Annotated in this window: 13 protein-coding genes and 1 pseudogene; 5 read left to right on the top strand and 9 right to left on the bottom strand. The window is 72.1% G+C overall.

The window, feature by feature from the left end:
- Positions 1–392: pseudogene (locus AB0I42_RS16775) on the bottom strand (PPOX class F420-dependent oxidoreductase).
- A gap of 40 nt (positions 393–432) precedes the next feature.
- On the opposite strand from AB0I42_RS16775, the gene AB0I42_RS16770 reads away from it, so the two are divergent.
- Positions 433–636, top strand: a complete 204-nt coding sequence (locus tag AB0I42_RS16770; protein ID WP_357538242.1) for a hypothetical protein — start codon at positions 433–435, stop codon at positions 634–636.
- Between the two features lie 26 nt (positions 637–662).
- Here the strand turns inward: AB0I42_RS16770 and AB0I42_RS16765 are convergent, their stop codons facing one another.
- The gene (locus AB0I42_RS16765; protein WP_357538241.1) at positions 663–1,241 is read right to left on the bottom strand and encodes a hypothetical protein; all 579 of its coding nucleotides are present in this window, start codon (positions 1,239–1,241) and stop codon (positions 663–665) included.
- 87 nt (positions 1,242–1,328) lie between these two features.
- Between AB0I42_RS16765 and AB0I42_RS16760 the strand changes: the two genes are divergently transcribed.
- A complete protein-coding gene (locus AB0I42_RS16760; RefSeq protein ID WP_357538239.1) occupies positions 1,329–1,823 on the top strand; it encodes an NUDIX domain-containing protein in 495 nt (164 codons plus the stop codon).
- Between the two features lie 33 nt (positions 1,824–1,856).
- On the opposite strand, the gene AB0I42_RS16755 is transcribed toward AB0I42_RS16760, so the two are convergent.
- Together AB0I42_RS16755 and AB0I42_RS16750 are read right to left on the bottom strand one after the other, a co-directional pair.
- Positions 1,857–3,491: an MDR family MFS transporter gene (locus tag AB0I42_RS16755; protein ID WP_357538237.1), complete on the bottom strand. Its 1,635-nt coding sequence runs from the start codon at positions 3,489–3,491 to the stop codon at positions 1,857–1,859.
- Positions 3,488–3,976 carry a MarR family winged helix-turn-helix transcriptional regulator gene (locus AB0I42_RS16750; RefSeq protein WP_357538235.1) on the bottom strand — a complete coding sequence of 163 codons (489 nt, stop codon included), beginning with the start codon at positions 3,974–3,976 and terminating at the stop codon, positions 3,488–3,490. The genes AB0I42_RS16755 and AB0I42_RS16750 overlap by 4 nt, the downstream gene beginning before the upstream one ends.
- Before the next feature lie 133 nt (positions 3,977–4,109).
- Between AB0I42_RS16750 and AB0I42_RS16745 the strand changes: the two genes are divergently transcribed.
- A complete protein-coding gene (locus tag AB0I42_RS16745) occupies positions 4,110–5,411 on the top strand; it encodes an MFS transporter (protein WP_357538234.1) in 1,302 nt (433 codons plus the stop codon).
- Positions 5,412–5,467: 56 nt separating this feature from the next.
- Here AB0I42_RS16745 and AB0I42_RS16740 read toward each other — a convergent pair whose 3' ends face one another.
- Positions 5,468–6,016: a type 1 glutamine amidotransferase domain-containing protein gene (locus tag AB0I42_RS16740; protein WP_357538232.1), complete on the bottom strand. Its 549-nt coding sequence runs from the start codon at positions 6,014–6,016 to the stop codon at positions 5,468–5,470.
- Between the two features lie 121 nt (positions 6,017–6,137).
- Between AB0I42_RS16740 and rfaE2 the strand changes: the two genes are divergently transcribed.
- Entirely contained in the window at positions 6,138–7,670 is a 1,533-nt protein-coding gene (gene rfaE2 / locus AB0I42_RS16735) for a D-glycero-beta-D-manno-heptose 1-phosphate adenylyltransferase (protein ID WP_357538230.1), read from the top strand.
- A complete protein-coding gene (locus AB0I42_RS16730; RefSeq protein ID WP_357538228.1) occupies positions 7,654–8,583 on the top strand; it encodes a glycosyltransferase in 930 nt (309 codons plus the stop codon). The genes rfaE2 and AB0I42_RS16730 overlap by 17 nt, the downstream gene beginning before the upstream one ends.
- Here the strand turns inward: AB0I42_RS16730 and AB0I42_RS16725 are convergent.
- The 4 genes from AB0I42_RS16725 to AB0I42_RS16710 all read right to left on the bottom strand — a co-directional run bounded on the left by AB0I42_RS16725 (position 8,523) and on the right by AB0I42_RS16710 (position 12,728).
- Complete coding sequence (locus tag AB0I42_RS16725; protein WP_357538226.1) at positions 8,523–9,683, bottom strand: glycosyltransferase family 9 protein; 1,161 nt, start codon at positions 9,681–9,683, stop codon at positions 8,523–8,525. The two genes, AB0I42_RS16730 and AB0I42_RS16725, sit on opposite strands and share 61 nt — an antisense overlap.
- Positions 9,680–10,291, bottom strand: a complete 612-nt coding sequence (locus tag AB0I42_RS16720; RefSeq protein WP_357538225.1) for an Hsp20/alpha crystallin family protein — start codon at positions 10,289–10,291, stop codon at positions 9,680–9,682. Before AB0I42_RS16720 ends, AB0I42_RS16725 begins: the two co-directional genes overlap by 4 nt.
- Positions 10,288–10,791, bottom strand: a complete 504-nt coding sequence (locus tag AB0I42_RS16715) for a DUF2231 domain-containing protein (protein ID WP_357538223.1) — start codon at positions 10,789–10,791, stop codon at positions 10,288–10,290. Before AB0I42_RS16715 ends, AB0I42_RS16720 begins: the two co-directional genes overlap by 4 nt.
- Positions 10,792–10,949: 158 nt before the next feature.
- Positions 10,950–12,728 carry a bifunctional UDP-sugar hydrolase/5'-nucleotidase gene (locus AB0I42_RS16710; protein WP_357538221.1) on the bottom strand — a complete coding sequence of 593 codons (1,779 nt, stop codon included), beginning with the start codon at positions 12,726–12,728 and terminating at the stop codon, positions 10,950–10,952.
- Positions 12,729–12,756 lie beyond the last annotated feature (28 nt).

The raw sequence follows: 12,756 nt of genomic DNA, 5'->3' as shown, positions 1-12,756 counted from the left end.
TCAGCCCTGACCGAGGCGCTCGGTCGGCGTGATCCGTACGATCACCCGCTGCTCGCCCGGCTTCCGCATCGGATAGGTCGGCTGGCCCAGGTATTTCTGTGCCATCTTGTCGATGTGCTCGTCGGCACCCTCGTCGACGAACTCGGCCGTCCCCTTCACCCACAGCGTCCGGTAGTCGTTGTTCTTGTCCACCACCGACACCGCCACCCGCGGGTCCCGCAGGATGTTGTCGTATTTCACCCGGCCCTTGGCCGTGTTGAAGATGATCCGTTCCCGTCGGTGTCCACCCACACCGGCGTGACGTGCGGCGAGCCGTCGGCCTCGATGGTGGCGACGTGGGCGAGGTGTGGCTCGTTGAGCAGGGCGACATCGGCCTCGGTCAGAATCGACATGAACCCGAATCTACAGCGACCGCGAGAAGGGCGACGGCGGTTGACGGATCAGCCGATCAAGGTCACCCGGTCGCGGGTGCTCGCCTACCGGGTGGCGGCGCAGCGGCTCGACCGGGCCGGCGGCGGTGACCCGGCCGCACTCGCCGTGCTCGACCTCGGCGTGCAGGACACGCCGTACGGGTCGGCCCGCCAGGCGGTCGCGGCCCGCTCCGGGGCTGCCCTCGACACCGACGCGTTCGCCTGACCGTCGACTGAGCGGACGCGGCCCGGTCAGGGGCAGGCGGTGGCGCGCAGCGGGCCCGGTGCCGGCTGGCCGTCCAGCGAGGTCGGGTCGACGCTCCAGGCCCGGGCCAGCCGCATGACGTCGTCCTCGGCGACGAGGATGTCGGTGTCGGTGTCGACCTCCGGTGGCAGGCCGATCGCCCGTTCGGCGTCGTCGGGGTCGCCGCGCCACTCGGTGACCTCGCCGGTCTCGCCGATGTAGCCGAACGCCCGGACCGACACGCCGTCGACGGCGCGTTCCCAGCGGTGCACCTCGGACACCCGGTAGGTGGCGAAGAACTGCACCTCGGTCTGCATGATCGCCGACAGTTCGATGACGTCGACGGCGGAGCGCGGGCCGAGCAGCCAGCGTCCGGTGGCCAGCAGCCAGTGTGAGCCACGGGCGCCGGGCAGCGGCGGGGTGAGCACCAGCCGGTCGTCGGTCAGGTAGGCCAGGTCGATGCCGTCCCGCCAGGGCACGGTGCCCAGGTCACGCAGTCCGAGTACGGTGACCACCGCCGCCGGGTCGCCGTCCCGCACCGCGAGCCACGCCTGCTTGTAACCGAACCCGACCATGGTCTCACCCATGCCCCGCACGTTACCGATCGCGCACCCCGCCCACTGCCCAGTCCGGCGGGCCGCCGCGCGGTCATCGGCCGCCTCTAAGGTGATCTGATGGCGTACCTTCCGTGGGCGGAGTCCTACCTGGGGCAGCTTCGCGCGCTTGCCGGCGACCGCACCCTGATGTTCGTCGGGTCGCGGGCCGTGGTCCGTGACGACGGTGGCCGGGTGCTGCTGATCGAGCGTTCGGACAACGGGATCTGGGCGTTGCCGGCCGGGGCGATGGAGCTGGGCGAGTCGATTTCGGACTGCGTGATACGTGAGGTGTGGGAAGAGACCGGGCTGACCGCGACCGGGGTGACGCCGTTCGCGTTCTACACCGGCCCGGACTACACCCACACCAACATGTACGGCCACAACTACCAGCTCTTCGTGGTCGCCTTCCGGGTCGACCGCTGGGAGGGGGAGCTGGCCCGGGTGACGACGGAGAGCACCGACGCCGGCTTCTTCGCCGCCGACGCCGTACCCGCGCCGATCTCCCCGGTGGTGGCCGAGGTCCTCGCCGACCTGGCGACGTTCGAGGAGACGGGCCAACTGCTGATGAAGTGAGCGGCCAGCACGAACGAGCAAAGCGAGTAGGCGTCAGATCATCGTCTGCGACTTGGCTTCCATCTCGGCGGCGGCGTCGTCGTGCGGCTCCTTGCGCAGGGCGTCGTCGCTGGCCGCGGGCATGGCGCCGCGCAGCTCGTGGTCGGGCAGCAGGACGGTGACCGCGACGGCGATGATGGCGATCAGCCCGGCGACCAGGAAGACGACGTGCAGCGAGTCGACGAACGACTCCTGGACGGCGGCCCGGATCGGGTCCGGCAGGGCGAGGATCACCGAGGGCTCGTTGACCGAGAAGCTCGTGCTGGAGGCGCCGGCGAAGGCGGCCGCCTGCTCGGGCGGCAGTTGGGCGATCGCCCTCGGCATCCGGTCGGCCAGTTCGGTGGTGAGCCGGGCGGACAGCACCGCGCCGAGAATCGCGACGCCGAACGAGCCGCCGAGCGAGCGGAAGAAGGTGACCGCGGACGTACCGGCACCGAGGTCGCGGGGTGGTACGCCGTTCTGTACGGCGAGGACCAGCGACTGCATGCACAGGCCCAGCCCGACGCCGATCACGACCATGAACCCGAAGGCGAGCCAGAGCGAGGTGTCGACCTCAAGCCGGGTGAAGAGCAGCATGCCGACCAGCAGTACGACGGAGCCGGCCACCGGGAACCACTTGTAGCGGCCCCGGCGGCTCATCGCGCGGCCGGAGAGCACCGAGGTGACGATGACGCCGGCCATCATCGGCAGCATCAGCAGGCCGCTGCGGGTGGGTGAGGCGCCCTTGACGATCTGGAGGTAGAGCGGGATGAAGATGATCGACCCGAACATCACCAGGCCGAGCACGAAGCCGGCGGCGTTGGCCAGGGCGAAGGTCGGGATGCGGAAGAACCGCAACGAGAGGATGGGTTCGGCTACCCGGGACTCCTGGAACAGGAACAGCAGCGACAGCACGCCACCGGCGACGAACAGGCCGATGATGACCGGCGAACCCCAGGCGTATTCGTTGCCGCCCCAGCTCAGGGCGAGCAGCAGGCAGCTCACGGCGGCGACCATGAGGGCGGCGCCGAGCCAGTCGACCGCGTGGTCGCGGCGCTGGAACGGGACCAACTTCATGACCTGATAGCAGACGAGGATGGCGACCACGCCGAGCGGGACGTTGATGAAGAAGATCCACCGCCAGTCGGTCTCGGCGAAGTATCCGCCGACCAGCGGGCCGGCGACCGAGGAGACGCCGAAGACCGCGCCGAACAGCCCCTGGTAGCGGCCGCGCTCCCGGGGCGACACGACGTCGGAGATGATCGTGAAGGCGAGCGTCATCAGGCCGCCGGCGCCGATGCCCTGGATGCCCCGGGTGATGATGAGCTGGGTCATGTCCTGGGCGAAGCCGGCGAGCAGCGAGCCGAGGACGAAGGTGCCGATGGAGAAGAGGAAGACCGGCCGGCGGCCGTAGAGGTCGGCCATCTTGCCGTAGAGCGGGGTGGAGGCGGTGGAGGCCAGCAGGTAGGCGGTCACCACCCAGGAGTAGTGGTTGATCCCGCCCAACTCGCCGACGATGGTCGGCAGGGCGGTGCCGACGATGGTCTGGTCGAGCGCGGCGAGCAGCATGCCGGTCATCAGCCCGACCATCAGCAGCAGGATCTGCCGGTGGGTCAGCCGCGGCGTGGCGGTCTGGTCGACGGTGGTCATGGTGCGTTCTCCCCGTTGTTCGCCGGCGCCGGCACGGCGGGCGGTACGGCTATCGATTCGTTGAGGCGGGCGAACAGGCGGGCGAACTCGTCGCGCTCGTCCGGTGTCCAGTCGGCGAGGGCGTCGCGCAGGGCGGCCACCCACTGTGCGCGGTAGCGCCGGTAGGACTCGACGCCGGTGGCGGTGGCGGTGATGACGCTCGCCCGGCGGTCGGCGGGATCGGGGTTACGGGTCACCAGTCCTCTGGTCTCCAGGGCGGTGACCTGCCGGCTGACCGTCGACAGGTCGAGTTCGAGGTCTTCGGCGAGTGCGGTGAGCCGGGCGGGGCCGGCGGAGCCGAGCCGGCTCAGCAGCGTGTACGCGGACCGCTCCAGGCCCTGGTCGGGGCGCAGTCGCTGGTAGAGCAGGTTGACCCGCCGGTAGAACAGCCCGATCGACCGGCCGATCTCGACGTATCCGGCGTCCGGGTCGTGTGTCGTCTGCATCGCCACCCCAAAAGCTTGCTTGCTACAAGCACTCTGCCATCGGCGACGCTGGCTTACCCACGGAACGGGCTGTGATACGGCCCATGGAAAACCCGCTCGACACGCCGCCCGGTCGTCGGTCAACATCTCGTCCGTGAAATGGGGACTGTTCCGGCGCGTGGCGCTGGACGTCACCCCGCTGAAGACCTCGCGCGACTACCGGTTCCAGTTCGCCGCCAGCGGAATCTCGGCGTTCGGGGCGTTCATCGCCTACGTCACGATCCCGTACCAGGTCTTCCTGATCACCGACGATCCGCTGCTGGTCGGCCTGATCGGCGTCTTCGAACTCGTACCGCTGCTCTTCATGGCCTTCGTCGGCGGCGCGCTCGCCGACTACCTCGACCGGCGGCTGATCGTCATCGGCGGCGAGGTCGCCTTCACCGCGCTCTGCGGGGTGCTGCTGCTCAACTCGCTGTCCGACGAGCCGCACCTGTGGCTGCTCTACCTGGTCGCCGCGCTGACCGCGGCGGTCGACGGCGTGCAGCGCCCGGCGATGGAGAGCCTGACGCCGCGGCTGGTCAAGCCCGAGGAGATCCCGGCCGCCAGCTCGCTCAACGCGCTACGGATGCAGGTGGCCCAACTCGGCGGACCGGGTGTCGCCGGCGTCCTCATCGCCTCGGTCGACCTGACCTGGGTGTACGCCATCACCATGGGCACCCTGGCCGTGTCACTGGTCTTCCTGACCCTGATCAGGGCGGTGCCGCCGCCACCGGACGCCGACCGGCCGTCGCTGCGGTCGGTGGTGACCGGCCTGCGGTACGCCCGCAGCCGCCCCGAACTGCTCGGCACCTACCTGGTCGACATCAACGCGATGTTCTTCGGCATGCCGCAGGCGCTGTATCCGTTCATGGCGGAGAAGTTCGGCGGCCCGGCGGTGCTGGGCCTGCTCTACGCCGCCCCGGCGGTGGGCTCGCTGGTCGCCACGGTCAGCTCGGGCTGGACCAGGTACGTGGACCGGCACGGGCTGATGGTCGTGCTCGCGGCCGGGGCGTGGGGTCTGGCGATCATCGGCTTCGGGGTGGTCGACACGCTCTGGCTGGCGGTGCTCTTCCTCGCCCTGGCCGGCGCCGCCGACATGATCTCCGGCCTCTTCCGCATGATCATCTGGAACCAGAGCATCCCCGACCACCTGCGCGGCCGGCTCGCCGGCATCGAGATGCTGTCGTACACGACCGGCCCACTGCTGGGGCAACTCCGCTCCGGCCTGTCCGCCCGCTGGCTCGGCATCAACGGCTCGATCGTCTCCGGCGGGGTGCTCTGCGTGCTCGGCACCGTGGCCCTGGCCGCCCTGATGCCGTCGTTCCTTCGCTACGACGGGCGCGAGGGACGGGCCCGCAAGGAGGCCGAGGACGCGGCCTGGGCGGCGAAGGCCGGCAGCGGCCCAGCCCCGTCCTGACCCGGCGAGGCCGCCCCGGGAAGCCGACCGGCGCCCCGGGACGTCCCACGGCAGGCTCAGCTACGTGCCCCGGCGAACTCCTTGACGATCGTGCGGCAGAAGGCCGGCAGGTCGTCCGGCTTCCGGCTGGTCACCAGCCCCCGGTCGACGAAACACTCCTCGTCGACCCAGGTGGCCCCGGCGTTCGTCAGATCCGTACGCAGGGTCGGCCACGAGGTCAGCGTGCGCCCCTCGACCACCCCGGCGTCGATGAGCGTCCACGGCGCGTGGCAGATGGCGGCGACGGGTTTGCCCGCGTCGAAGAACCCCCGGACGAACCGCCGTACGTCGGTGTCCGTACGCAGGAAGTCCGGGTTCGCCACGCCGCCGGGCAGCACCAGGGCGTCGTAGTCGGCGACGTCGGCGTCGGCCACCACCCGGTCGACCCCGTGAATGCCGCCCTTGTCGAGGTGCTCGAACGCCTGGATGGTGCCGGAACTCAACGAGATCAGGTCGACGGTCGCACCGGCCTCCTCGACCGCCGTCCGCGGCTCGGTCAGTTCGATCTCCTCGACGCCGTCGGTGGCGAGGAAGGCGATCCGGCGGCCCTGAAGTGTCGTACCCATGGTTGATCTCCCGTCTCGTCGGTGGCTCCCTTTTTCAATCTCCGCAGGTCGGTGGCCCAAACACCGGCCCGCGTCGCCCGCCTCACGTTTGACCCGCGGCACCCCGGGGATCCGCAGCGGCATGTCAGAGGTCGCCGCCGTCGTCGACAACTGGGCCGACCGGGAGGTGCTGGTCGTCGGCGACGCCATGCTCGACGAGTGGCGGTTCGCCGACACCGACCGGCTCTGCCGCGAGGCGCCCGCCCCCGTACTCACCCTGCGGCACCGGCTGGCGAGCGCCGGCGGGGCGGCGAACACGGCCGTCAACGTCGCCGCGCTCGGCGGCCGGGCCACCCTCGTCGCGCCCGTCGGCGCGGACACCGCCGGCGGCGAGGTCCGCGCCTGCCTGGACCGGGCCGGGGTACGCGACCACACCCTGCTCCGCCCCGGCCACCCCACCCCGGTCAAGCGCCGCCTGCTCGCCGCCGACCAGATCCTGGTACGCGAGGACGAGGGTGGGCCGGCCGGGCCGCTGCCGGACGACGCCGTACGGCTGCTCCTCGACGTGCTGACCGATGCCGTCGAGGTCACCGGCCCCGGCGCCGCCCTGGTGATCTGCGACTACGGGCTGGGCGCGCTGCCCGGGCCGGTACGCGCCTGGCTGCTCGCCCACCGGCACCGCTTCGACACCGTCGCGCTCGACGCGCACGATCTGACCCCCTGGGGCGGCCTCGCCCCGACGGTGGTGACCCCGAGCCTCGGCGAGGCACACGCGGCGCTGCGGCCCGGTTCCGGGCCACCCCCCGGCAGCCCGCCGGGGCCGGCCGCCGGGTCGCCGGAGCGGGTCGCGCTGGCCGAGTCGTACCTGCCGGAGCTGCGCCGACGGACCGGGGCCGACGTCGTCGCACTCACTCTCGACGTCGACGGGTCCGTGGTCAGCGACGGGGTCGGGAGCCCGTACCGCAGCCATGCCGACCCGGTGCCGGCGAGCCACGCGGTCGGTGCCGGCGACGTCTACCTGGCCGCGATCACCCTGGCCCTGACCACCGGGGTGCCGGCCGGGGTCGCCGCCGGGATCGCGCAGTCGGCCGCCAGCCGCACCCTGGACGGCCCCGGCACCTGCGTCTGCGACCGGGACCGACTGGTCGCCACGCCCGGCCCGACCGGCACCGCCCGGCGTCCGGTCGTCGACGCCGCCGCCCTGGTCGCCGCGGTCGACCGGCAGCGGACGGCCGGCGCCCGGATCGTCTTCACCAACGGCTGCTTCGACATGCTGCACCGCGGCCACGTCCGGTTCCTCGAACAGGCGGCCGAACTCGGCGACGTGCTCGTGGTGGCGGTCAACTCCGACGACAGCGTCCGCCGGCTGAAGGGGCGCGACCGGCCGGTGAACCCGGTCGAGGACCGGGTCGCCGTGCTCGCCGCGCTGTCCTGTGTGGACCACGTGGTGACCTTCGCCGCGGACTCACCGGCCGACCTGCTGCGCGCGGTCCGGCCCGAGGTGTACGTCAAGGGCGGCGACTATCCGCCCGACCTGGTCCCCGAGGCCCCCCTGGTCCGTGGACTCGGCGGCGAGGTACGGATCCTCGGATACGTGCCGGACCGCTCCACCTCGGCGATCATCGAGCGCATCCGGTCCAGGAGCAGGGTTGGCAGCCTTGACCCGACCGATTGACCCCGGCGAGCCGGCCGCCTTCCGGGCCGGCCGGCTGCTCGACGTGCTCATCCCGACCCGGAACCGGCCCGCCGAACTGGCCACCACGCTGTCGGGGCTGGCCGGACAGCCCGGCCCGGCCGGATTCGGCGTGCTGGTCAGCGACCAGTCCGACGGCGAGCCGTCGTGGGCACATCCGGCAGCCGCCGCGATGGCCCGGGTGCTGCGTCACCGTGGCCACCCGGTGCTGCTGGCCCGGCACCTGCCGGCACGGGGCATGGCCGAGCAGCGGGCCTTCCTGCTCGCCGGTTCGGCGGCCCGCTACGTACTCTTCCTCGACGACGACGTGTGGCTCGAACCCGGGGCGGTGGACCGGCTGGTCACCGCCATCGGGCGGCTCGGCTGCGGCTTCGTCGGCAACGCCGTACAGGGACTGTCCTATCTGGATGACCTGCGGACGGCGGAACAGGCGACGTACGAGGAGTGGCCCGGCCGGCCGGAACCCGAACGGATCCGTTCCGGCGGGCCCGGCTGGGACCGGTGGCGGCTGCATTCCGCCGCCAACCTGCTGCACATCGCCGACCGGCTCGGCCTCGGCCCCGGGCAGTGGCGGGCCTACAAGGTCGCCTGGATCGGCGGCTGCGTCCTCTTCGACCGGGCAAAGCTCGTCCGCGCCGGCGGGTTCGACTTCTGGCCCCGGGTGCCCGCCGACCATCAGGGCGAGGACGTGGCCGCGCAGCTACGGGTGATGGAGCGCGACGGCGCGGCGGGCGTGCTGCCCAGCGGCGCCTTCCACCTGGAGTCGCCGACCACGCTCACCGACCGGGGCGTGGAGTGCTGGCAGGTCGTGCTCGGCGACGGGACCGGCGCGGACTACCCACCGACGACCGGCTTGCCGGCGACCGGGCCGGGCGTGCCGAGCCGCGCCGGCTGAGTCCGGGCGTGCCGGAGCAGGTCCTCCACGGCGTCGAGGACCTCGCGCACCGTTATCTCGGCGACGAACGACTCCCGGTGGTCGCAGGTTCTGCCGCCGCCGGGCCGGTCCGGGTAGAGGTCCCGGGTGCAGTCCAGCCCGCAGACCGGGCAGTGGACGGTCCACGACTCCAGCGCCCGGTGCCGGCCACGCACCCCCGCCGCACAGTTGATCAGGTTGCCGATCCAGTAGATCCCGACCGTCGGCGTCCCCACCGCCGCCGCCAGGTGCACCGGGCCGGTGTCGTTGGAGACCACCACCGCACAGTCCGCGAAGAGGCCGGCGAGGCCGCCCAGCGACAACACGCCGACCAGCGGACGGACCGGGGCACGCGCGGCAGCGCGGACCGCCTCGACCACGTCGCGTTCGGCCGGCGTACCGGTGACCAGCACCTCGAACCCGTCAGCCGCGAGCCGGTCGCCGATCTGCGCGAACCGGTCCGGCGGCCAGCGGCGCCGGGAATCGCTGGCACCCGGATGCAACACGGCCCGCGGGACGGTCGGAGCACCGACGACCGCCGCCGCCTCCTCCCGGTCGGCGGTGGTGACCTCGATCGACGGGGTCAGCGTGACCGGCTCCGCGCCGACCAGGGCGACCGCCTCCAGATAGCGGACGACCTCCGGCTGGTAGTAGACGTAGCGGAGCCAGCGGTCCAGCGGCGGCGCGTCGGGCGCGCGCAGGCCGGCGGTCAGCCCGGCGCCGAGCCGGCGGACGAACGGGTTGCTGTTACGCCCGCCGCCGTGCAGCTGCAGCACCAGGTCGAAACCCTCCCGCCGGGTAAGGGCCGCGAAGCGCGCCTCCTGCCCGGCCGGATCGGGTTCACCGGGGACCGGCCCGCGTACGCCGCCGATCGGCGGCACGACGACCACCCGGTCCACCGGACCGGGCCGGCCGGTGAGCCAGTCCGCGTGCCAGGGGGCGCCGAGCAGCACCAGCTCCGCCCCCGGGTACGCGGCCCGCAGCGCGTCCAGGGCCGGCAGCACGAAGATGAAGTCGCCAAGGGCGTTGGCCCGCAGTACACCGATCCGGCGTACCCCCTCGACGAGGCCGGTGCCGGTCACCAGCCGATCTGCCCGCCGGCGGTGGGAAACGACACGTCCGGCCGGTGCATCTCCCGGTCGGCGACCGGATCGGGGATCGTGACCGGACCGGGTCGGGACTTCGGCTCGGGTGGCGGTGTCCGCGCCGCCGGCTCCGGTCGCGCCCCGGCGGGCCGCTCCGGGTCGTACTGCCGGCGGCCGACGACGATCGTACGGCGCAGCACCCGGGTGCCCCGGGGCAGCGTGACGGTGAGCAGCCCGTGGTCCATCACCGCGTCGACCCGGGACAGGTCCACGTCGGCGGGCAGGTCGATCCGGTGCTCGAAGGCCCGGGTGGAGCCCGCGCCGTCCGGGATGCCGTTGTCGGCGTCGACCTCCTCCGGCGTCCGGGCGCGAACGCACAGTGCCCGGTCGTCGAGTTCGACGGCGACCTCCTCGGGCGCGACACCGGGCAGCCGTACGACCACCGTGTAGCCGCCGTCGGTCGGGGTCACCTCCGCGTCCGAGCGGCCGACCCGGCCACCGGTCAGCGTCGCCAGCACCCGGTTCAGCCCGGACCGCAGCGTCCGCAGGTCCTCGACCGGATTCCAGCCCCACTCGGGGCGTGCCTTCAGCAACGACTGGTTCACCGGTCGCCCCCGGCACGCCCCAGCCGGGTGGCGGACAGCGAGTTGGGGGCGTTCAGGTCGGCCTCCCGGTCGACGCCGACGCCGAGCCGGTCGACGAGTTCGCCGCCCAGCCACGCGGCCACCCCGGTGCCGGCGATGGCCACGATCTCGATGGCCAGCAGTCCGCCGCCGGCCACCCGCTGGTCGGCGGCCGTCCGGACCACCCAGACGCCCGCGAACAGCAGGATCATCGCCGTGTTGACCAGGGCGTGCATGACCCCGATCCGTTTGGCCCGGGTGTTGCGCGGGATGGCCCGCAGGTCGACCGCCCCGGCGCCGGCGGCGAGGATGCCGCCGATCAGGCCGACACTGATGTTCCAGTACGCGACCTCACCGAGGATCCGTGGTCCGCCGGCCACGTCGATGACATCGAAGATCACGGCGGTGACGAACAGCCCGACCGGCAGTGTCACCAGCATTGGATGGACCGGATGGCCCAGCACCTTGAGACGGCTCTCCATTGGTCGTTCTCCCAGCCTCGGCCGGCGCGGCCGCGACAGCCCCGGCGTGGGCCACTGCCGTACCCGGCGAGGGGAGGCACAAACGCGGAGGTGGCCCGCTCTCCGGTCGGAGAGCGGGCCACCCGCGTGTCGAAACGGTCGTTCGGCCCTCGGGGAGGTCAGTCCTCGGGGGTGGTGAGCACGACCCGCCGGCGCCGGGCGAAGTACGCCGCGACGACGCCACCGATCAGCAGGAGCAGGCCGACGGTCACGATGCCCGTCGTGGCGGCACCGGTGACCGGCAGGCCCGGGTCGTCGCCGCCACCGCCGCCACCGACCGGGGGCGCGTCCTTGACGTGCACGGCCCGCTTGGCGGTGTCTGCGGTGATCGGGCTGTTCGCCTCGACGTAGGCGACCAGCATGGTCAGGTCGTTGTCACCGGTGGTGGTCCGGTTGGTGCCCTCGCCCAGCGCGGCGAAGTTGTCACCGCCGGACGCCAGGAACGAGTTGATCGTCACCCGGTAGGTGCCGGCCGGGTCGATGGCGGTGCCGTTCAGCGTCATCCGGACGATCCGGCTGCCGGCGGCGGCGTCCGGGTCGAAGACGTAGCTGAATCCCTTCGAGACGCCGAGGTGCAGGTAGGGGCGGCTGGAGCCGGCCGGCTGCCACTGCTGCTCCAGCGCCGACTTGATCTGCGCGCCGGTCAGGGTCACCGTGACCAGGTCGTTGGCGAACGGCTGGACGGCCGCCAGGTCGGCGTACGTGACCACGCCGTCGTCGCCCTTGAGCAGGTCGTCCCGCAGGCCGCCCGGGTTCATGAAGGCGATCTGGGCACCGCCACGGCCTGCGGTTTTGGTCTGCTCGAACTGCACGTCGGCGATGAAGTTGCCGAGCGTCGACTCGGCGCCACGGTTCTCCGAGCCGTCGGCGTTCTTGGCCCGGGTGATGTCGGCGGTGATCTCGCCGACCTTGACCGAACCGACCACGTCGGCCTCGTCCTTGGCCTTCGCGACCAGCGCGGCGACGTCCGGGTCCGGGGTGAAGCCGGACACCGGCTGGTTCTCGGCCTCGATCGCGGTGACCGCACCGTCGGTGAGGGTGATGTTGAGCTGGCCGAGCAGCGCGCCGTACTGGCCGGACTGCAGGACCGCACGCTCGTGTCCGAGCCCGGTGACCGGGTAGGAGCAGGAGTATGCCTGGTGGGTGTGCGCCGAGAAGATGGCGTTGATGTCGGCGCTCGCACCATTCACGATCTTGCCGAAGTCGGTCGACGGGTTCCGCACCGCCGCGCAGTCGGTCGCCTCGGAGCCCTCATGCGCGAGCAGCACCACGAGGTCGGCCCCCTCGGCCTTGAGCTTGGCGGCGACCCGGTTGGCCTCGGTCGTGGGGTCCTTGAACTCGATTCCGGCGATGCCGTCGGGCGACACCAGCGACGGGGTCTCCTCGGTCACCACACCGACGAAGCCGACCTTGACGCCGTCGACCGTCGCGACGAACGACTCGTCCAGGGCCGGCGAGCCGCCCTTGTAGACGTTCGCGCCGAGGTACGGGAAGTCGGCCAGGTCGTCGACCCGGCCGTCGAGGTCGGCGAAGCCCTTGTCGAACTCGTGGTTGCCGACCGCCGACACGTCGAGTTCGATCATGTTGAGGAACTCGAGCGTCGGCTTGTCCTGCTGCACGGCGGAAATGAACGGCGAGGCGCCGATGTTGTCGCCGGCGGAGACCACGAGGGTGTTCGGGTTCTCCGCACGCTTCGCATTGATCATGCCGGCGAGCTGGGCGGCGCCGCCGACGGGCGGGGTGCCGGTGGCCTCCAGGCGGCCGTGGAAGTCGTTGAAGCCGAGAATCTGGATCTCGGTCGTGGCCGGGGCGGCACTCGCGGGTGTCGCCATCGCACCCATGGCGAGCAGCGCGGCGCCGGTCGCCGCGCCGAACGCGCGCAGGGGTGACTTGCGCATGAATCCTCCTGTTGCCGCGCCGGTCCAC

The organism is Polymorphospora sp. NPDC050346 (assembly GCF_040655695.1).
Taxonomy (GTDB): domain Bacteria; phylum Actinomycetota; class Actinomycetes; order Mycobacteriales; family Micromonosporaceae; genus Polymorphospora; species Polymorphospora lycopeni.
The sequence above is the reverse complement of the archived record's forward strand: the minus strand, read 5'-3'. Positions and strand labels throughout refer to the sequence as shown.